The 21440-nt window shown below is 45.2% G+C and carries 16 protein-coding genes; 7 read left to right on the plus strand and 9 right to left on the minus strand.

Annotated features, from left to right (window positions below; genetic code table 11):
* The first annotated feature begins 147 nt into the window (after window positions 1-147).
* The 6 genes from WAE59_RS02850 to WAE59_RS02875 all read left to right on the plus strand — a co-directional run bounded on the left by WAE59_RS02850 (window position 148) and on the right by WAE59_RS02875 (window position 10560).
* A complete protein-coding gene (locus WAE59_RS02850; protein ID WP_337854418.1) occupies window positions 148-3477 on the plus strand; it encodes a TonB-dependent receptor domain-containing protein in 3330 nt (1109 codons plus the stop codon).
* A gap of 12 nt (window positions 3478-3489) precedes the next feature.
* A complete protein-coding gene (locus WAE59_RS02855) occupies window positions 3490-4314 on the plus strand; it encodes a hypothetical protein (protein WP_337854419.1) in 825 nt (274 codons plus the stop codon).
* 124 nt (window positions 4315-4438) lie between these two features.
* Complete coding sequence (locus WAE59_RS02860; protein WP_337854420.1) at window positions 4439-5053, plus strand: sigma-70 family RNA polymerase sigma factor; 615 nt, start codon at window positions 4439-4441, stop codon at window positions 5051-5053.
* A 62-nt stretch (window positions 5054-5115) separates the two neighbouring features.
* Entirely contained in the window at window positions 5116-6084 is a 969-nt protein-coding gene (locus WAE59_RS02865) for a FecR family protein (protein WP_337854421.1), read from the plus strand.
* A gap of 189 nt (window positions 6085-6273) precedes the next feature.
* Window positions 6274-9471 (plus strand): TonB-dependent receptor, encoded by a 3198-nt coding sequence (locus WAE59_RS02870; protein ID WP_337854422.1) that lies wholly within the window; start codon window positions 6274-6276, stop codon window positions 9469-9471.
* Between the two features lie 9 nt (window positions 9472-9480).
* The gene (locus WAE59_RS02875; protein ID WP_337854423.1) at window positions 9481-10560 is read left to right on the plus strand and encodes a hypothetical protein; all 1080 of its coding nucleotides are present in this window, start codon (window positions 9481-9483) and stop codon (window positions 10558-10560) included.
* Window positions 10561-10679: 119 nt separating this feature from the next.
* Here the strand turns inward: WAE59_RS02875 and WAE59_RS02880 are convergent, their stop codons facing one another.
* Window positions 10680-10934, minus strand: coding sequence for a hypothetical protein (locus WAE59_RS02880; RefSeq protein WP_337854424.1), 255 nt, complete (start codon window positions 10932-10934; stop codon window positions 10680-10682).
* Between the two features lie 295 nt (window positions 10935-11229).
* Between WAE59_RS02880 and WAE59_RS02885 the strand changes: the two genes are divergently transcribed.
* Window positions 11230-12333 carry a Fic family protein gene (locus WAE59_RS02885; RefSeq protein WP_337854425.1) on the plus strand — a complete coding sequence of 368 codons (1104 nt, stop codon included), beginning with the start codon at window positions 11230-11232 and terminating at the stop codon, window positions 12331-12333.
* 4 nt (window positions 12334-12337) lie between these two features.
* Here WAE59_RS02885 and WAE59_RS02890 read toward each other — a convergent pair whose 3' ends face one another.
* The 8 genes from WAE59_RS02890 to WAE59_RS02925 all read right to left on the minus strand — a co-directional run bounded on the left by WAE59_RS02890 (window position 12338) and on the right by WAE59_RS02925 (window position 21417).
* Window positions 12338-12982, minus strand: a complete 645-nt coding sequence (locus tag WAE59_RS02890; protein WP_337854426.1) for a DUF6266 family protein — start codon at window positions 12980-12982, stop codon at window positions 12338-12340.
* 48 nt (window positions 12983-13030) lie between these two features.
* Complete coding sequence (locus tag WAE59_RS02895) at window positions 13031-13654, minus strand: peptidoglycan-binding protein (protein WP_337854427.1); 624 nt, start codon at window positions 13652-13654, stop codon at window positions 13031-13033.
* Window positions 13573-13953 (minus strand): hypothetical protein, encoded by a 381-nt coding sequence (locus tag WAE59_RS02900; RefSeq protein ID WP_337854428.1) that lies wholly within the window; start codon window positions 13951-13953, stop codon window positions 13573-13575. Before WAE59_RS02900 ends, WAE59_RS02895 begins: the two co-directional genes overlap by 82 nt.
* A 435-nt stretch (window positions 13954-14388) precedes the next feature.
* A complete protein-coding gene (locus WAE59_RS02905; protein ID WP_337854429.1) occupies window positions 14389-15027 on the minus strand; it encodes a DUF6266 family protein in 639 nt (212 codons plus the stop codon).
* Window positions 15028-15213: 186 nt separating this feature from the next.
* Window positions 15214-16005 (minus strand): hypothetical protein, encoded by a 792-nt coding sequence (locus WAE59_RS02910; protein WP_337854430.1) that lies wholly within the window; start codon window positions 16003-16005, stop codon window positions 15214-15216.
* A gap of 11 nt (window positions 16006-16016) precedes the next feature.
* On the minus strand, window positions 16017-16808 hold the full coding sequence (locus WAE59_RS02915) for a hypothetical protein (protein ID WP_337854431.1): 792 nt from the start codon (window positions 16806-16808) through the stop codon (window positions 16017-16019).
* A 29-nt stretch (window positions 16809-16837) separates the two neighbouring features.
* Window positions 16838-20248, minus strand: coding sequence for a carboxypeptidase regulatory-like domain-containing protein (locus WAE59_RS02920; protein ID WP_337854432.1), 3411 nt, complete (start codon window positions 20246-20248; stop codon window positions 16838-16840).
* Between the two features lie 200 nt (window positions 20249-20448).
* Window positions 20449-21417 carry a FecR family protein gene (locus tag WAE59_RS02925; RefSeq protein WP_337854433.1) on the minus strand — a complete coding sequence of 323 codons (969 nt, stop codon included), beginning with the start codon at window positions 21415-21417 and terminating at the stop codon, window positions 20449-20451.
* Window positions 21418-21440: the final 23 nt, after the last annotated feature.

The following is a 21440-nucleotide window of genomic DNA, read 5'->3' on the forward strand; positions in this document are numbered from 1 at the left end:
CGTCGAAAGTTCGTTAGTCCCGCTGTGTAATTAAAGGCATAAACCATTTAACAACAATCAAAAATAGTAAAGCTATGCGGATTGGCAATGCAATTCCCGATTTATTCGGACGCATGGGCTGACTATCTTTTGTACAATAAAAAATACATGAAAAAAAACGTCACGGCGATCATGAGAGTCACGACAGTTGCATTAGGAATTTTAATAAGCTTAACCAGTATGATCTACGCCAGCGATAGCAGGGCACAGAAACTGGATGAAGTCAAGGTTACCATCAACATAAAAAATGAAAACATGGCCGATGTACTGGCCAGAATTGAAAAAAGTACCGGTATCGCATTTTCTTATGATAAAAATATACTCAGCAAATTAAAGCCTTCTCCACAGTTCTTTCGTGGGGAATCTCTTCCCATAGTGCTCAAAAGACTGTTGAAACAAACGGGCTATGATTATGAAGTCATCAATAATAATGTCGTGATTGGCCGGGCCAAACCGGCACCCAAACCTGCAGAGCCTGGCCGCATCACGGGTAAAATAACCGACGATAGGGGCGAAGTCATGCCCAGTACTACAATTAAGATTGTAGAGACTGGTCAAACGGTGCAAACCACGGTTGATGGAAAGTACAGCATCAGCATAGCACCAGGCACATACACTCTTGAAATCAGCTATATCTCTTATCAGAAGCAGCGGATTACCGATGTGATGGTCCGGTCACGCGAAAATACAACGCTGGATATTTCAATGAAACCGGATTCGAAAGGACTGTCAGAAGTGACCATCACTTCCACTTATAAAAAAGCATCCGTGGCCGGCCTGTATGCGCAACAAAAAAATACGTCCAACCTTTCTGATGGTATCTCTGCAGAACAGATTGCTGCAACTCCCGATAAACATGTAGGTGAAAGCTTAAAACGGATTACCGGGGTATCTACCAATGAAAATAGAAAGGTAGTGGTGAGAGGCATCGCTGAACGTTATAATGTATCTTTGCTCAACGGAAGTAGCTTGCCCAGTACAGATGTTCAGGAGCGGGATTTTGAATTTAACCTGATCCCGACCAATCTGGTAGAAAATATCGTTGTGGCCAAATCCATCACTGCCGATATGCCTTATGGTTTTGCAGGAGGTTTAATCCAGATTACGACCAAGTCTGTACCCGAAAGCAATTTCCTGTCCGTCAGCGCAGGTACTTCTTTCAATAGCCGCACCACAGGCAAGGATTTTCTGGGGTATGGACGTGGTAAATACGATTATTTGGGTTTTGATGATGGTACCCGGGACCATTTCCCTAAGAATTTGTTGAACCTCGCAGGGAAATTTGATCCTACGAAAACCGATGCCCAAAACGAGGTTAAATTTGCAGAAGTGGCTGAGCAAAACAAGCGCATCGGTGGAACTGAACGCTTGGGAACACGCAATTTTCAGTCCATGCCTTCGCAAAACTACCAGTTTAACTTGGGGAGAGTTTACTCCTTAAGTTCCAGGGCTGAGCGTAAACTGGGCTTTGTCGGTTCATTGAGCTACCGCAATACGCAGAGCAACGATTATGTCTCTACCATGCGCCGTGGAGACTGGACCCGGGAGCCTACTCGCGGAGATGATCCTACCGACATCAACACGGGTAATGTCTACGGTTTCAACACTACCCTGGGACTGTTGCTAAATGGTGGGTTCAAGACGGAAATGCACCAGATCAATACCTACAATTTATATACACGGATCTTCGACAACAGGTTCAGTCGCTTCAGTGGCTGGGACTGGAACAATCCTAAAGATGAGTCCGAAAGAAAATTCCCCAGCATCAAGGAAGATGACAGACCCAAGTTTTCGGATCTCCTGCAGAATAAGGTAAGTGGTGTTCACCGGATCAAACCCTTAAAGATTGAATGGAGTTTGGCCAGGACATCGCTTAAATCTTTAGAACAGGATGCTGTATCAACAACTCTGGGTAGTCGTGAAATTGGCAATAGGGTACTGTATACCTATGGCACCAGTTCCACCACGGATCCGGGCTTTGGAGCTACGCACAGAGATGAATACATCTATAAAGAGAATAACTTTGATGGTACTCTGACTGCGGCCTATGATTTTAAATTAGGTAATACCAAACATACTTTGAAAGCGGGTGCCAATTACCTTAAAAAACATGCGTACTACGACTGGCAGATTCTCCCTATCGCAATGGGAAGCAATGGTACGGTCCCTTTAGTTACGATACCAATCCAGGACTGGGGCAACTATATGAGTATGGAGAATACAGGAAATAGCATCTTCTATTTCAAACAAGATTATGGTTCCAATAAATTTGAGGCCAAAAGTGAGAACAAGGGCGCATTCGTAATGTTAGACCAGAAATTGCTTCCCAGCCTGCGCATGGTTTGGGGCCTACGCGCTGAATACTTCAAGTTAGATACAATTGTCAATTCTGCCAGCTTACTGAAAGATAAAATCAGCAGGATTTTCTTTGAGGAGAAAAAAGACTGGTATTTTCTGCCTTCGGCCAACATCACCTATTCTCCTTTTAAGGACATGAATTTGCGGACATCCTATGCCAAATCGGCCGTTAGACCAGGACTTATGGAAAGTTCAAGGTTCTCCCGTTACAATCCGAATTATGGGACAGATATCCGCAGTAGTGGTGTGAGCAGTACACTTATCGATAACCTGGATGCGAAAATAGAGGTGTTTCCAGGAGCAGGCGAGCTGATCTCGGCAGGTTATTTTTATAAATTCTTCGACAAACCAGCAGAATATTACAGACTGGACAACGAAAATAATGGAATTGGTTACATCACGATTTCCAATTCAGATTGGGCCATCGTAAAGGGATGGGAATTTGAGCTCCGTAAAAGTTTAGGCTTCGTCTACGACGGCCTTCCTTTTCTGAAGAACGTATACCTGAGCGGTAACCTTACGTTACAGAACTCAAAAGTACGGGCTCGGGAAATACAGTATGGCAAAGCTGCCGACCAATCAGATTCTCTGTATTATAAATACCTGAAATATCCGCGTGCGCTTTACGGACAGGTTCCTTTGCTGTATAACGCGGGGATTCAGTATGCTGGCAAAAAATTGGGACTGAATTTAACCTACAACCATGCGGGCTATAAGACTTTTATTACAGCCATAGAGCCCGGATTCGTGGAATATGAAAGGCCGAGATCTCAAATGGATGCCCAGATCAGTTATAAATTTTTGAAAGGAAAGATGGAAACCAAACTGAACATGAGCAACCTGCTGGATGCACCTTTCCGTTATTTCATCAACGATCCCAGTACCTATGAGCAAAAGCCTGGAACTGAGGGTGGACTGAATCTGGAGTGGCACGATAAGTACGAATATAAATTTGGCTTTTCTGAGAAATTCGAAGAAGGTTATACCGATAAGTTTACCAATAGGAGGGTAGGTGACCGACAAACTTTTACACGCTACGTTGGGCGTACATTCAGTCTTTCTTTATCCTATAATTTTTAATCTAAGCACATCATGAACAATAAACTTAAATTCATCTATCTGGTTGCGATCCTGCCTGTATTCCTGTTGAGTGCCTGCGAAAAGGACGGAACTTATGTGATGCCAACTATAAAGTCAATAAATAACACATTCGACATTTCTGGATTTGTATTGGGAGATACAATAGAACAATACTTTGACGGGAAAAAAATGCGCGAATATTATGGACGGGTGAGGACTACCGGAGCCATCAACCAACTCGCTTTTGAGAAGGATGAAATCAATATGGAACTGAAAAGGAAAAGCACCGGACAGATCGTTTATCAGCAAAAATTCAACATCAATGATCAGGAAAGTAAAGCCATTAAAATCTATTTTGATGGATCGAAACTCAGTAATCAGTATTCATATCCCAGTCCGCAGGGAAATGATTATACCGTTAATTTTTATCTGGATCCTTCTTCAGGCAAAGATCCGGTAGATATAATGGTCGATGTGCTGGAGTATTATTATGATGATACTAAGCCAGATCCCATTGTCGTAGTTAATACCACAAGCTTTCCTATTGCTCAAAATGTGCAGCCTGGTACATGGACGTCCTATGCTAAGATCCCAGTACCTACGGTCACACCAACGCAATCCGGCACTGAATTATATCCGATTGCGGTAGTAAGAAATGCGAAGACCAAAGAATATTACATCAATAAGAACAGAGACCAGAGTACAATAACTGTGGAGCTACCCTACGATGGAGTTTCTCCAGGTAAAGTTCAAAGCATATTTCTTGCAAAAAAGGCAGTCGCCCCAGCCACTGATTTTCTGGAGCAATATGAACTTATTCAGCTGTTCCCACGCTAATACCGCACAAAAGGAACCCCTCATAGTCCCTTCTAACTGAATAGACTATTGAGTCAAATACTAACATTTAGCTAACATTGTATTGGTATCTTCGGAGCAATTTAGCTTCGGGATACCAACAACAATGGAACATTTAGGCGAACAGGAATTATTGTCTTTAATCAGGGGTTCAGATTATGCGGCTTTTGAAGAACTTCACCGCCGTCATTACCAGTCCTTGCTAAACCTGGCCATCAGGAAGATTGGCGATGAAGATGAAGCCTATGACCTCCTTCAGGACATGTTCATAGAGCTTTGGGACAAACGGGAAAATTTCAACATTCAAAATCCTTTAGCCAATTACCTGAAAAACAGACTTTGGTTCAAACTTTCCGGCTATTTCCGTACAAAAGGTTTTAAAGAGAAACACTTCCGGAATTTTGCTGCTTTCCTGCAGGCCGAAGAGGGCAATAGCCCCTATCTGGATACGCTCGAAATCCGTGAAATGGACCAGCAATATGAATTGGTCATGTCGGTCATCAACCGGACAATTGAGGAAATGCCCGATAAAATGCGGGAGGTATTTTTAATGAGCCGCAGCAATCAGTATTCCATCCCGGAAATTGCCCAATTGCTCAATATTTCTCCCAAAACGGTTAAAAATCAAGTTAATATCGCTATGAATAGAATTCGTCAGGCTACCAGCGATGAATCGCTTTCTGCACTTCAGTTACTGATCTTAGTTTGGTTAACACATTAGTAACATAAGCTTAACTTAAAACATCTGGGCCTTTTTGCTTCCTGCTGCTTATTATATATAGAATGCAGAAAGAACAGAAACATTTAGAAGCACTTTTCAAAAATTATCAGGAAGGCCAGGTTACAGAAGAAGAGAAGGAGCTGATCGCCCAATGGCTCATCCAGCTGGACTTAAAAAAAGACTTATTGCCTCAACATGAACTTGAACAGCGGGAGGTATCTTCCAGAGCGCAGCTGAGGCAATACTTTTTCCCCAGCACAAAGTCTAAACCTGCGCCGCTCAGCTTTTCGTTTTGGCTGCGGTCTGCTGCTGCGGTACTGTTGATCTCAGGGCTTGGAGTCATTCTTTTTAAACTACAATACCAGGCTCCTGTACGCAACCCTGTTACCTACACCGAACTCACCGCAAATACAGGGGAGATCAAGACCATCGTCCTGACCGATGGAACCAGGGTCACTTTAAACCACGAGAGTAAATTGAGATACCCTAATGTCTTCGCAGGAACAACAAGGGAAGTGACGCTTGTTGGCCAGGCGTTTTTTGAGGTAGCACACAAAGCAAACAAACCTTTTAAAGTGCACACTGCGCTGCTGAATGTGCAGGTACTGGGAACATCATTTGATGTAAAAGCCTACCCGGAAGACCCGGTCTCAGATGTGATGGTCGTTACAGGAAAAGTCGGCGTAATGGCGCCAAAGGTCCACACTGCAAAAACTTACATGTTGTTACCTGGTGAAGGACTTTCTTTCAACCACCTGTCGGGAAAGTTTAAACACGGACCTGTCGACGTTCTGGATAACGCCGCATGGAAACAGGGCTTGCTCGTTTTTAACAATCAACGCCTGGAAAATATTATCCTGCAGCTTAAAAAGGCTTACAAAGTAAAATTTGTCTTCAGGAACAAAGCGCTCCTGGACAGGGAGCTGAACCTGAAGATCAAAAATGAAAACTTAAATGTTGTCATGAAGGCTTTAAGCATCCCGGGTGAATTCAAATATCAAATAGAAAAAGATACCGTAACCTTATGGTAGTAAAAGGAGGGACATTATGTAAATAGAAACAGCACAACAAGTATTGGCTGGATCATAAAGTAGAGCGAAAGTGGTGGTACACTTCCGCTCAGTATAGCTTTCTGATTCATCATTTTTCGGCAACAAATCATTTTTAAATAAACTATGAACAATTATACAAAAAGAAATTTAACAAAACTCTTATTTGCTATGACAAGATTTACCTTTATGGTAACGTTAGTCTCCCTGACCCTGACAGGTGTTTTATTAGGGGCAGAAGTCAGGTCGCAGGACCTGGAATCTGCTAAAATTACATTTCATTCCAGGACAGGTACTACATTAACTGATTTATTGAAAGCGATGGAGAAACAATCCGGCTTTACTTTTTCCTGGTCCAGGAAGGTGGGGGAATTGCGGATCAATAAATTGGATGCGGATAAAAAAGCAATGGCTGAATTGCTCAGGGAACTCAGCAGATCCAAAGGATTGAAATTCACACAATTGGGTAGCCTCATCGCCATCAGCGAACTGCCCATCCCCGCAAAGCCAGGCCGCATCTCCGGAAAGATCATGGATGAAAAAGGGGAAACTCTTCCCGGTGCCACAGTCAAATTAATTGAAACCGGACAAACCCTGCAGAGCAGCGTAGACGGTACTTACAGCATTAGCATCCAACCTGGTATCTACACCCTGGAATTCAGCTACCTCTCATTTCAGACCCAGCGGGTTACTGGTGTGTCTGTTAGCGAAGGGAACAATACCTCACTAAACGTGTCACTAAAAACCGATTCCAGAGGATTAGAGGAAGTAGTGGTTACCGCGGGTTATAAAAAGGCTTCGACAGCTGGCTTGCTGGCCCGCCAAAAGAACGCATCGGAGATCAGCAATGGGATCAGTGCGGAACAGATCGCAAGAACCCCGGATAAGAACATTGGCGAAAGTTTGAAGCGCATCAGTGGACTGAGTACTTTCGACAATAAATTTGTATTGGTACGGGGGATCGGCGAGCGTTACAATTCGGCCATGCTGGATGGCGTGCTCCTGCCCAGCACTGAGGCGCAGACGAGGAATTTCTCTTTCGATCTCATTCCGGCCAATCTTGTAGATAATGTGGTGGTGAGCAAAACGGTTACTCCCGACATGAACGCGAGTTTTGGTGGCGGACTGATCCAGATCAATACCAGGGATATTCCAAACGAGAACTTCATGGGCTTCACCGTAGGTACTTCATACAATGATCAGACCACCGGAAAGGATTTATTTAGTCACGAACGTGGCAAATATGATTATCTGGGTTTTGACGACGGAAGAAGATCTTTTCCTACAGACCTCGTACATACGGTTAGGGGACTCGAACCAAATATCACGTTAACTGCTGCTGAATTTCAGCAAAAGGTAGATCAGCAGAGCCAAAAATTCAAAACGGATAATTTTACACTCTATAAGTATAAGGCTGCGCCTTCACAAAATTACCAGTTTACCATTGGCCGGCTAATCAGCCTGGATACCAATAGCAAAAATAGGCTGGGCTTCACTGGGGCCATAAGCTATCGCAATACGCAATCCATCAATGAGATCGAACAAATGCGCAGAAGTGACTGGAATTTTAACTTCAACAATCACGGAGGGAGTTATGGTTTCAACACCACCCTGGGTGCCATATTGAATGTGGGAATTCAATTGGGCAACAACCGTTTCAGCTTGCGCAATACCTATACGCATCTCTATGACAATGCGCTCGTAAGGATCACTGGCTACGACAATGATAGTGGCACGGATGACCTGGCAAATGGTGTGCCGCCCAACCGTATACAGGAAGCAGATGATCCTACTTTTACCAGCTTATTGCAGAACAAGTTGGGTGGACAGCATCAGCTGAACAAGGTAAAGCTGGAATGGAATGTGGCAAGCACTGCAATAGATCGCAAAGAGAAAGACCTTTCTATAGCCGCCAGCATGCCTTTTTTGATTGGAAAGGAATACCGCTATTTTTATCAGGCATCTACTCAGATTGAAGCCAGGATCGACCCAACTTCCCGCCACAATTACCACAACCGCGAAAATCATTACTCCTGGAACCTGGATGCAACCGCACCATTGAACCTGGGAGCTGTTCGCAATACGGTAAAGGCCGGATACTTTGGCGTTCATAAAAGCGCGAGCTTTGATTGGCAGATTGCTTCTTTTGTATATAGCCCAAACAGGGCCGACAGTTTAAGGTTTATTCCGTTGAAAGAAATGCTGAATCCTGCCAACTTCGGTGCCAATGGTTATAATTATGCCATCACGCAGTATTTTTTGGATGAATATAAAGGGAAGAGCCAGACACAGGCGGGATACCTGATGTTTGACAGTCGCCCCCTGGAAAAGCTGCGCCTGGTATGGGGCATCAGGGCCGAATATTACAAGTACACAGAGATCAAAAATGGCCAGGTACTTAGAGGGGGAAGCGAGTTCAAATTACCGGAAGAAAAGGCCTGGCAATGGCTGCCCTCTGCAAACCTCACCTATAGCCCCATCGGACAGCTCAACCTCAGGGCCGCAGTTTCCAGCAGCATCGTAAGACCGGAGTTAATGGACAACAGCCAGTTTTTCAAGTACAGTCCCATTCTTGGTGCACAGTTTGGCAACCAGGGGCTCACCAGTACCCGGGTCGATAGTTATGACCTGAAGGCTGAGTGCTTTCCTGGCTTAGGCGAAATTATTTCAGTAGGTGCCTTTTACAAAAAATTCGATAAACCCACAGAACTTACATTTAGTATCGCTACAGGCAACATCAACTACTACATCCAAAATGCTGCAAACGCAAAAGTATATGGACTCGAGTTCGAATTTCGGAAGAATTTTAGCTTCATCAGTCAGACTGCATTGCTGAGTAACCTCAGCGCATATGGTAACCTTACCTTGCAAAAATCACGGGTACTGTCCAATTATAGGATAGAAAACCCGGACAAAGAAGTTGGTGGATATATACGGGTTCCGGTTAAGCAGGAGAGGTCCATGTATGGACAGTCTCCTTACCTCATCAATGCAGGGCTTCAGTATACGGGTGATCTCCTGGGCTTCAATGTAGCCTATAACAAGTCCGGGTACAAAACCTACATCGTAAGTTTCAATTTTGACCAGATCGAATACGAAATGCCAAGGGAACAGGTTGACGCACAGATCAGCTATAAATTTTTTAGCAAAAGATTTGAAGTTAAGCTCAACGCCGGGAATTTACTGAACAGCGCATCCGTATTTTATGTCAATACGGGTAGTTACGATCGTGGTCCAAAGGTTGGACAAAGCGACAATGGGCTGAGTTTGAAACCTGGATTTACCGACAAATATGAAAAAGAAGATCAGATCAGGTTCAGGCAAAAATTCGGACGCAGCTACAGTACCTCCATATCCTATAATTTTTAAAAGAAAAATATGAAATCAATGATAGTAAAATCGGGCCTTGCCAGCATGCTGTTGTTCATGCTGTGTATAAGTTGCAATAAAAAGGAACTGGCCCTTCCCGAGGAAGGAAAAGTAGTTAAATTAACCGTTAAGGGGAATTCTACGGAACAGCTGGAGTTTGTTTATAAAGATGAAGTAATTGCAGAAACAAAAACACTGCCCGCATTTGAGCTCAACACTTTATTGTCGGTAGATGGACAGGATGCAGAAATTAAGATCAGGAAAAAAGGAAGTGCCGGGATCTTGAAAAGCAATGTGATTTCAGCTTCAAGCTACAATCAGGATTTTACAGTTTACTATGATGGCAGCAAAATCTATGACAATTTGGTCACACTGCTGATCAAAGGTTACGTCTTATCCGGTGAATTGGAGTTTTTATTAGATGGCAATCTGGTTTTGTCCGGCACAGGCATCATTAACAATACCGGCAATGGAACTGCAGTTTTAATGGATAAAGGAATGATCCGGGAATTCCAGATCAGGAAAAAAGGAGAGGCGACAGCTTTGCTGACCAGGACAATCCAATCTCTTCCTGCACAACAGTCCGTAAATTTCTTTTTTGATGGCAAAGCCATAGTGGATAATGTCAAGCTTGATCCACCGGCAGATCCTGCCAATATGATGGTTAAGGCTAAATTCGAAACCCAGTGGCCAGCAAATTTCAAAGGGGTCGATGTGGAATTGGTATTGTATACGAAAGATCCCAGAACCAATGCTGCAGCAGTAAAAACCAGTCCTGAGATCAGGTTTGCTTTATCTAAAGATGGCAGTTTTAATGCTATAGAACTTCCACCTATCCCTGCCAACTACATTTACAGCTACGATATCGTGGAAAAAGGTACCGATCAAATACCATATGTCAATCTGGCACCGCCGATTCTTACGAACGGATTTCCATTTACACCCAATCTGGGGAGGTTTGGCGAACTTAAGTTTGAAGCAGGAAAATCAAAACTTCTGGTACTCCGTGATTCCAGATTTCTGATCGGAACCCCGCGAGGTACTGCTTTATCAGGAACTTTTACGGATTTATCGCAATACTTCCAGTAACGAATTCATAAAAAACAGCGCTTAGCCCAAGTCTTCGCTCTTAGTCCAAGTCTTTCTGACTTGGACTTTTCCCTCTTAATCGATTCTTCCTGACTTGGACTTTTCAGTTCGCTTAATCGCTAATGAAAAGCCAACGCGCGCTTATCCGAAGCATGGAATTTCTGCAAGAGCAGATCCAGATCTTCCCTGGTAAGCAATCCCGGGTTCTGATACTGTTTTGCAATAGTCTCGCTGTCAACCTCCAATTCACCCTTTGTCGTATGGATCACAAAGGAATCATTGCGGACAAAACTGGTATCGAAAGTCCCGATGTTCGGACTGATCTGTGAGAGTCTGTAAGTAAGTTCGTGGAAGATAAAGACTGGATAATTCATAAGGCCAAAATTACATGAACTAATAATTACTTAAAATTATCGTTTTGTAATGGCATATCAAATCTCATAACATAAGCTTAATCTACTTGCCCATAATTCCTTGAACACAAACCGCTTTAGGAGCCTTGGATCTAACATTGTGAAATAGTTGTTAACATAATGGTAACATTCATTTAATTTTAAAATAACACTTATCCAGTTCTTCCCAAATTGATTTTTCATTTTGAGCCGAATAAATTTACTAATCGGCTCAAAATTCGCTTATATTTGAGCCGAATAATTTACTAATCGGCTCATGACCTACAATTGGCAGCTTCCTGATTGGCCCGCGTTCAGCTATGATTTTGCTGGACTACAGTCTATTATGCTTGATTTCGCAAAAGAAGTTGGCGAAGTAAACGGCATTCTTCAATCCCTGCCACAATCCTTACAGGAGGAGGCTTTAATCCAGTTGATGATTTCAGAGGCTGTAAAAACCTCTGAAATAGAAGGTGAATACCTCAGCAGGGAGGATGTCACGTCATCTATTCGGAATAATCTGGGACTAAATGAAAAGCCCATCAGTGTTAAAGACCGACGTGCATCGGGTATCGCCAATTTAATGATAGAAGTTAGGAAGACATATCAGGACCCCTTAAATGCTTCGATGTTACAACAATGGCATTTCATGCTTATGGAGCATGCAAGAGGCATCACACCCGGGGTCTGGCGAAGCAGCGCAGCTCCTATGCAAGTCATCTCGGGATCCCATGGCAGGGAAACCGTGCATTATGAAGCACCGCCCTCAGATCAGATGGCTAAGGAAATGGATCGGTTTATCCATTGGTTCAACACGGTCAAATTTGAGTTGGAAGGTGATCTGGCCGAGGCGATTCTTAAATCTGCACTCGCCCATCTTTATTTTGAATCCATACATCCTTTTGAGGATGGTAACGGGCGTATTGGTCGCGCCATCTCAGAAAAGGCAATAGCTATCTCGTTAAAAAGACCCGTTATGCTAAGCTTATCCAAAGTGATTGAAAAGGATAAAAAGACTTATTACAAGGAGTTGAAAAAGGCTCAGCAGACTTTAGTGGTTACAGACTGGCTAAGCTATTTCGCCGGGGTAATTCTGGAAGCGCAGCGCGAGGCTAAGATAACTGCTCAGTTTACAGTGAAAAAAGCGCATTTTTATGATCGATATAAAGATCAACTCAATGAGCGGCAATTGAAAGTGATGAATAAGATGCTGGAAAAAGGTTCTGACGGGTTCCAGGGCGGCATGACCGCAGCAAAATATATGGCCATCACCCGGATTTCCAAGGCGACGGCCACACGCGATTTACAACAGTTATACGAAATTGCTGCGATGACTCAGGAGGGGGGCGGAAGATCAGTTCGCTACCATTTAAACATCTGAAATTTCAGGGATTCAATCGGCCTAAATACTGACTGTCAGATACCTTTTTTAAATCCTCGGCCATCACCGTCACATAGACTTCCATAAGAAAACCAGAGAGACCGGAAGGAAGCGGGAGCAAACATTGCCCTTCACTGCGCTTTGCAGCATTCAGGCAGTAATGCGCTTGCATCGGCTCAGTTTCAGGAAAGTAAGCCAATACCATCACGCGGTCGTTCCGGTTTCCATTGTTGACATTTTCCATAGGCCGCCAACTGATCTGCAGTCCGTTCCCCTGCAACTGTATGTCCTCAATGTCTATTCCTTGCAGATTGCCTTCGCTCAGTCGTACCTTGCTGAAATCAATTTTCCGGTTTGGGTATTCGCCCATCAGTGCATATTTCTTGTGATAGGAAAGCGCCTTGTTATGAGGGTACATCTGTTGTTGTTGTGCTGCGGCTGCAAAGCCAAGTTTGATAAAGCCGGAAATGGGCTTCAGAAAAGTAATCACCACAGCCATGTCCTGCTGGTTCATCAGCTGTTTTTCTGTAGCCGGGGTTTTGATCTGCCCCTTCAGCCGCACCACCTCTTTACCCAATACCCGGTATGCAACCAGATTGCCCACTTTTCCGGTAACTCCACCCAATAGTCCGTTTCTTAAAATTCCCATATACTTTAGTTTTTTAGGGATTATCCTGTTTTTTGATGTTTTTGAATTTCATCGAATCCAATCGCTATAGCAGTGCACCGCCCTGCGGTGTCTCAGCCTGCGGAATACACCAATACCCTCACGGCCACCCGCTACCGAAGTGTTTCCTTCTATAGTGCCTACCCAGTCCCCCCGTAGGTACTCTACCAGGCCAACGTGCGCGATTCGCCTGAGGGAGGGGAAGTAGATGCCCAGGACAAGCCCTTTGACTTGAGGTTGGTTAGCTGCGCTGAACTCGCCTTTGGCTCGGTTCAGACCTCGCAATAAGGGTGTGAATCGGTCGTTGTTGCGAGGCAACGAAGCAATCTCCACAACCCTGTTCTTCGGAAACAAGGCCGGACTCCAGGCTGTGCGTGGCTTCCTATATCCGGCTTGCCCAAATACCCAGCTTATAAATCCCGCGCACCAGGGCGACCCTTTCCGAGCACCAGCGTAAGCAAGATACGCCTCAACACGCGGACCGCAATTTTGACCACCACTTTCCCGAACCCCGATTTCTTTTCGGGCGATTTCAATAATTCTTTCATATTCATTTCTATTTTGATCACCACCTATAATACCGCCGCCAGCGAACCCAGTCCTGCAAACAACAAGATTGCAAAACAGGCATAATAAAAACCCAGTCTTTGACATACCGGCAATTCTTTAATTTGTAAACCCAGAGCCTTCAGCCCAGCCAATCCCAATGCTTCAAAAAGTCGCTTTATCAGCCAGTAAACCAATACTAGCAACAATACATAAGCCATCAAAGCCACCAAAACCAATGGCAGCATCTGCCTCAAAATATACATCACCGTCTGTTCTGGATCATCCATGGAAACGGGCAAAAAAGCCATACCAAAAATCAGTAATCCAACCAACAAATGCTCCTTTTTAAGCCCTTCCAATACATACAGCCCCCAATACCTCACGGTCATTCCTATCATTCTCATTTTTTCTTTTTTTTAAATTCCTATACAACATTCTCCGCACTCAACCAAACTTACCTGCTCCAAACGCTCTGCAATCAAACTCGACCCCCCACACTCAACCAAACTTACCTGCTCCAAACGCTCTGCAATCAAACTCGACCCCCCACACTCAACCAACTTACCTGCCCCAAACGCTCTGCAATCAAACTCGAATCGTTTCTTCAAACACCCCCACACTTAATCAAACATTCTGCAGTCAAACTCAAACCCTTTCTTAACATCCCCTCTGCGCCCAGGCCGGACCTCCCCTCTAACCAGTGTGTCATTTGGCCTTTCCGCTAGGCTAGTTCGCTGGAGAAAAATTGAGGTGTCTCTGACGGACCTCAGCGTCATTTTGAAGCCCGCAGGGCGAAAAATTATGCAGTCCGGAAGAGATCACCATCAATTTTTCAGAACTTAGCCTACCGGCACGGGCCCCAAATGCACACTGTCACTCACCAACTCGTTACTCGTACACATCAGCCATACCTGCACCATATTTCCGCTAAATTCTGCTGGCAGCAGCAGCTCATAGCTCAGTGCCGATCTGTTCACGACCTTCATTGCAATCGCAAATTCATCTGTTGTCGGATCATACACTGCAAAAGACAATTTGTCGTCCGGTTCAGCATTGTTTTCACCCAGGTTTGCTCCCCAGTCAAACACCACACTGATGCCGGTTCCTGTGGCCACAGTAGGTAGCGAGATTCCGGCCAGTTTACCACGGCTCAGCACCATTTTCGAATAATCGATCGTAAATGGGGCAGTACTGCCTACGATTACATTCCTTTTCGAATTGTAGGAAATACAGGCATTCATGGGCGACATTTTAGCGTCATAGTGCCTGAACCCTGCATCTATAAAAAGATTCAGATTGGCCGTCCAGCCTGTAAGCAGGCCAAATTTGTTCCTTTGGTTCAGTTGCGGCAGGCTTGCCGGCTTGTTAGATTTTGATGGGCGCATCGAGAAGACATTCCTGCCTTTTACCTTACGCCCCACGTTGTTCCCGGCCCTACCGATCATATCGTAGTAGGGACCTCCAGTTAAAAACGCCATTTTTTTATTGATGAAATTATCCTTGATCAGCACCTAAAGCAGAAGCTCAACCGCTGATGAAACAAATGTAAATACAGATTTCCGGAATACCCTGCAGCCTGGTGTTTTAGGAAAGAAAGCGGCAAAATCCGGTAAAGCAAAAACGCCCTATGACGGGCGTTTTTGCTTTCTAAGACAAGACCGACACTAAATTCGGCCTGGGTAGAAAAATAAACGTGCGCAGTCGAGTTGGTTAATACCGGGCGTAATAAAATATGACTGTACCAGGCCATTTTCTCCCGCAAGCGGAAAAAACTGGCTTCTTGCACTGGTCATGCTGAGGGTTTCATTATCGCGGAACGCCCATTGATCTGTAGTTCCTGCCTTGGTAAAATAGAGGTTTGCGGCTTGCATAGCATTTACAGTACTGAAATCTGCCGCTGCTACATAATCAACGGACAACCAGCTTCCTGGTCTTGCATTTTTTGCAAGGTAATGCCGGTATTCCTGACCGGTACTGGCATCTTTTCTATAAAGAAAGATGTCGATAGGGTCATTGCTTTCTGTGTAATGCAGGTAGAACCCCAGCTTATTGCTGCCAGGATTTGCTGCTATGCCTGGTATTTCCAGTTCCTTACCATCCAGGTAGATAAAGTTGAAATCGGCTTTATCCTTAGCCGGTAGGGGCCTGCTGAAAACTACTTTGCCGCTGCTGAGGTCTTTGACCGTCATTTGCCCTTTGGCCTCCGGTGTGTAATACACATAGGCCCTGTTAAACGTTGATATCGTGCGGGCTTTGATCAGCAGATCGCCGTTACGTATGCTTTTTTTATAAACGGTTGTATCCAGGGTGATTTCCAGTTCATGGTCACTGCCGTTATAGCCATTAACGATCACATGCATGACTTTCCCTTCATTCAGTTCTTCTTTATTACATGCGGTCAATGCAGTCACAAACAGCATCAGCAATAGGGTGGTGTATTTTTTTATCGAGTTCATCGCTTTGTTTTCTAGAGTTCAAGTTTTTTCGTAAAGAGCATGTTGACGCCGGAAGGGGCTTCTTCAAAGATATACAGTTTGGATGCGGAGCTCGATGCCGGGGGCAGGGGTGCCGTTGACGAGAGCACATTCCAGGTATAGGCAGATCCTTCGGTATACAGTTCGTTGGTTCCTGCTTTGTAGATCCTCGCCCTGAATGAAACAGAAGTAGCTTGCCCGTTGTAGAGCTGACCGGCCGCGGTAGAGAAACTGGGTACAGTTACTGCTGCCGAAAATTCGTTGGCTTTCAAATTTTTGATCCTGCCCAGCTCTTCAAATACCCTCGGCGTCACATAAAATTTCCCCAGTGCAATGTCTACGGCTCCGCTATATTTGGTGATCGTGGGCTTAAACATGTAGATGACCGAGTTTTTACCTTCCTCTACTGCGGGTTTCTGTGGAAGTTCGCTCACCTCTCCGTTCATGTAGAAAAGGTTGACGGTGGTCGGTCCATCACCTTTTTTCAGCGCTCTTTCCAATACTTTTTTTCCGGTACTTTTTTCACTGATCGTCAGGTTCACTTTTTCCTGATCTCCCCAGAATGTATAGGCATCGCTCAGGTTGATCATCGTGTTGGGGCTGAGTTCTGATTTGAAGGAAAAGGTATCCAGTTTTACCAGCAGGTATTCACTGCTGGCATTGTAACCGGTAATGGACACAGGAAGAATATCGCCCTTGTAAAGAAAATTGTCTTCTTTTTTGCAGGCATTGCAGAGCATAATCAGGGCAGTACTGAGTAAAAGATATAGCTGATTTGTTTTCATTTTCTTGTTTTTTAAATGCTAATCATGTGTTAAAAAGTATAGGAAACAGAGAGACTGAATGAGCTCCCCACCCTGCGGCTGAAGGTATTTTTGTCACCGATCCTCGTCTTGGTCTTCCCGTCAGCGGATGTTTCATAATACCCTTCTTCATATTTGTCAGAAAATCCGTATTTCCATTCGTAGATGTCGTTCCATTCCCTGGCCGGAATCTGGCTCAGCGACATTCCTTTCCACTGGTCCCTGAGTTTATAGGTGGCGGTGCTATTCGTATAGAAGCGGTACGGATTATTCATCAGGTTGCTCATATTTAGTCTTACACCCAGCTTTCTTTCTCTCAGAAACTTATAGCTCAACTGGGCGTCCAATTGGTTGCGCGGCCGTTCATACTCCACGATCTCGGGTTGCAGACCTGTTGTAAATGTCTTATAGCCCATATGGTTATAGGCAATATTGGCCCCGAGGCGATTGCCGTCATATTGTATCCCCATGTTATACACTACAGGGATCTGACCATAGAGTGCCCGCTTTTGTTTTTGCTGTACTTTGCTGCGGTAAGAAAAATTGTTGTTGTTTATATCATTGGCTATAGATTTTCCCTCAAAGATGCTGGCCTGCACTTCCGAGTTTTGTAAGGTCAGGTTAGCGTTTACATAAATGTTGTCCAGGAATTTCCAACCACCATAAATAAAGCCCAGGCTCTTGCGCAGGTCAAATTCCCAGCCATGCACCTTGGCCCAATCAGAATTCTGGGTGTAGAGGTACACCCGGCCTGTAGCATCCGGCATATTGCGGTACAGCTCCACCGGCTGGTCAAAATATTTATAGAAGTAGCCGGCAGAAATCACTTCTCCTGGTTTGGGGTACCATTCTACACGGAAATCATAGTGGTCTATCAGGGTAGAAAGCACACCTTCATTACGGCGGTAACTGCCTACTGCCGGATCATAACGAAGCATTCTTGAATTCTCGATCAATGCCGGTCTTACGACCGACTGTGCATAGGCAGCGCGGATATTCAGGTCTTTAAGAGGGCTGGCTGTCAAACTGGCGGAAGGCAGGTAACGCCAGGTTTTTTCTTCGGTTTCTGCATCGGCAAAAGGCTGTACAATTTTTCCGCTCTCGGGATCTACATACTGGTTCGCTGCTCCCTGCTCAATCAGGGTACTGATCAGGAGGTCATTAGATCCGTTCCTTATCCTTTCATATTTGTAATACTCGCCCCTCAGGCCCCATACCAGGCGCAACCAGCTGTTGAACCGGTTGTCCAACATGGCATAATAAGCCTGATTGGTATTCTGACCTTCGTAGCCGCTCCGGGAAAAGCTGGCGGGATAATACATGAGGTCTGTAAGCGGATTTTTAAAGTCCAGGAACTGGCCCCATTCCTGCACAGGAACATAGGGAAATATCGTACCCTGCTGGCTCCCGATAGGCAATACGAACCAGTCATAAAAGCCGTTGCGCTTCATATACTGGTAGCCTGATTTGATGTTTTGTTTTTGTCCCAGTAGATTAAATTGGTAGCTCAGTGCAGCCTCAGCAATCCTGTTGCTTTCTTGGTAGTCATATTGGGCTCTGTTGAAAGTGCCCGTACCCGGATTGGACAGGGGATTGGCCATCACGTTATAAACTATGCCATTGACGGTTTGAACTGGTGCCAGCCAGGCTTCTGTTGCATCTTTTTCCAGGTTTTTCAGCTTATTGCGCGATACGTTCCAGTCCAGACGGAAGGCGCCGAAACGGTGCTCGCCATTGATGCGGTTTTGTAACAGGTCTACGAACTTTGGCCTGTCATATTCCCTTATTGCAGGACTGTTCTCACGGCCAAAATCATTGCCCCAGCCGATGAGCCGCGAAAACTGGTTACTGAACATCCGGGAATAGAAGTTGCGTGAAGTGATGCTGTGGTTCTTGGAGTTCCAGCCTGCATTCAGCAGTGCTCCCCAACTGGTGTTAAAATTATACTGCTGTGATACACTCGGCAGAAGGGGCTTGCCGGTAATGGCATCATAGGCAGTCCCTTCACCGTCTTTTTCCCAGTCGCCACGCTCGAAATCGGAGATGTTGTCTATCACCTGCTCATTGCGGTAGCTTAAGGAACTCACAAAGCCAAGACGGCTGTTTTTCAGCTGATAACTGCGGCCCAGGCTCAATTGGTAGTTTTGTCCGGGTGCGGCGGTATAAACTCTGGTGCCCAGCCGCTCAAAGCCGCCGATCCGCCTGTTTTGTTCACCGATCATGGCTGGCGTCACATGAGGGAAATTCGGCGATGGAGGGGCATAGGGGTTCGCAGGGTTGTAGTTCAGTGAACTTAAGGTGATCAGGCCATCGGGAAAATGGCTTCTGCTGCCGTCATCGAAACCCAAATAATCATTTTTACCCCGTCCGTAACCGAGAAAATCCTTACCGGTACTGCCATTGGTATACTTGCTGCCAAAGCTAAAGGTGTTGAAGTTGTTTTCCGGAATGGCCAGCGTGTTGATCTGCACAAGGCCGCCACCAAATCCGAAGCTCATGTCGGGGGTAGAAGTCTTGGAAACGATCACATTGTCGATCATGTTGCTGGGTACAATGTCAAATTCAAAATCGCGTACCTGCACATCAGTACTGGGCAGCACAGCGCCGTCCATCATCGCCAGATTGTAGCGCTCGGCAATGCCGCGCACCACCACACGCCGGTTGTCATTGGTACTCACTCCCGAGATGCGTTTGAGTGTTTCCCCAACATTCTTGTCCGGCAGATTGGAGATCTGCTCACGGCTCAGTCCATTCGAAATGCCGGCTTCATTCTTCTGTCGGGCATATAAGCCTTCGATTGAGGCCGATTTGTATCCGGCAGTGACTACGATCTCCTTCAGGCCTTTAGAGTCTGTTTTCATCACCACATCCAGTGCTGTATTTTTTCCTGTGCTCACTGTTATTCCGGTGATGCGGCGGGTTTGGAAAGAAATGTAGCTGATTTCCAGAGTATAAATGCCTGGTTTGATATTGATCACATAACTGCCGTCTACATTACTCTGTAAGCTCTCACCGCTCTCCAAAACCTTTAAAGTAGCGCCTGGAAGGGGATCGCCCCGCTCATCGAGCACCTTTCCGGTGATGCGGCCGGGTTGCTGGCTGGCAGAGCGGGTGATTTTGATCATGCGGCTGACCTGCTCAAAATGGATATTGCCCTTGCCTTCCAGTTGTTTCAGCACATCGTACAGGCTGATTTTGCTGGCAGAGATGCTCACCGAAATGCCGGTACCTACTTCTTTGTTGTAGGCAAATGTAAAATCAGTTTGTTTTTCAATGGCATTGAATACGGTTTCCAGGTTCACGTTTTTGAACCGGAGGGAAACGGTATAGTCTTTCAGGCCCTGCGAATTCGCTTTCTTAGCCTGAAGTGTTCCCGCCAGGGAGAGGATGACTGTGGTTACCATAAAGGCAAATCTGGTCATAACATATAGTCGTTTAATTAAATTTCTTTTTGTAAAATTGTACATAGTCTTTTTAATGATTTGTCATATCGCTATTATAAATTGTTGATGGCTATTCAGAGCGGAAGTGTTGGTAGCACTTTCGCTTTTTTATGCCTTGTTAGAGTGATTTTCTCTACATAGTTTGTCCTCCTTTTTGTTTTATTTCCCTTTATTGATCCCTACCACACCGTAACGGTGAAGTTCCTGATGCTGTAATTGAATTCCCCTGCACTTAGTGCCTTCATCACGGTGTTCAGACTTTCATCCTTTTGTTTCAGCGTATACCGTTTATGCAGCAGCATTTTAGTTCTGAATACGAATTTTACCCCGTACCACCTTTCCAGTTCCCTGGCAATGTTCTCCAGGCTTTCGTACTTAAATGCCAGAATGTTGTTTTGCCAGTTCCTGCTTTCCGCCACATCGCCGCTGGTCTTGCTGAGGTATTGATCCTGCCTGCGGTATTGCACGCGCTCTCCTTTGAACAATATCAGCTTCTGTTTACTATGGGGACTGCTCACGGCCACTTTTCCAGTGGCTACAGTCACTGTTTCATGAGCCTCATTTTCAAATGCCTTCACATCGAAAGAGGTACCCAATACTTCTACCCTCAACTCTGGGGTATGGATGATGAAAGGTTTATGTTTGCGTTTGCTCACCTCAAAAAAAGCTTCCCCTTGTAGCTGAACAGTCCGGTCGCTGTCTGCAAAAACTTCGGGGTATTTGAGTGTGCTGGCATTGTTCAGCCAAACCTTGGAGCCATCAGAAAGACTGATCACTTTCCGTTCCCCGGGAAGGGTGCTCACTTGTTGGTAACGGAGGGCTACCGGAACCTCCGGTTTGAGGCGATCCCGATAGAACAACAGGGCGATGGAAACTGCAATGGTCAGGATCGCAGCCATACTGCCCCATGTTTTGATGAAAGCTAAGATCACTGTCGCTGAGCTCCCGCTGTCGGGAATGGCTTGAGCCACATTTTTGCTGAGGCGCTTTGCCATTTTGCTCAGCCTTTCCTCCGGGATAGATTCATCCGCCGCATTGAAGGAATAATACCAGTTCAATACCTGTTTTTCTTCTTCAGGACTGCAATTCCCTGCTTTGTATTTTTTTAGCAGGGCTTTTGCCTGTTCCTGGCTGTTTGTTGTTTTCATTCACCCCTATAACCCTTATATCG

The sequence above is a fragment of the Pedobacter sp. GR22-6 genome (genome assembly GCF_037402555.1).
Lineage (GTDB): Bacteria > Bacteroidota > Bacteroidia > Sphingobacteriales > Sphingobacteriaceae > Pedobacter.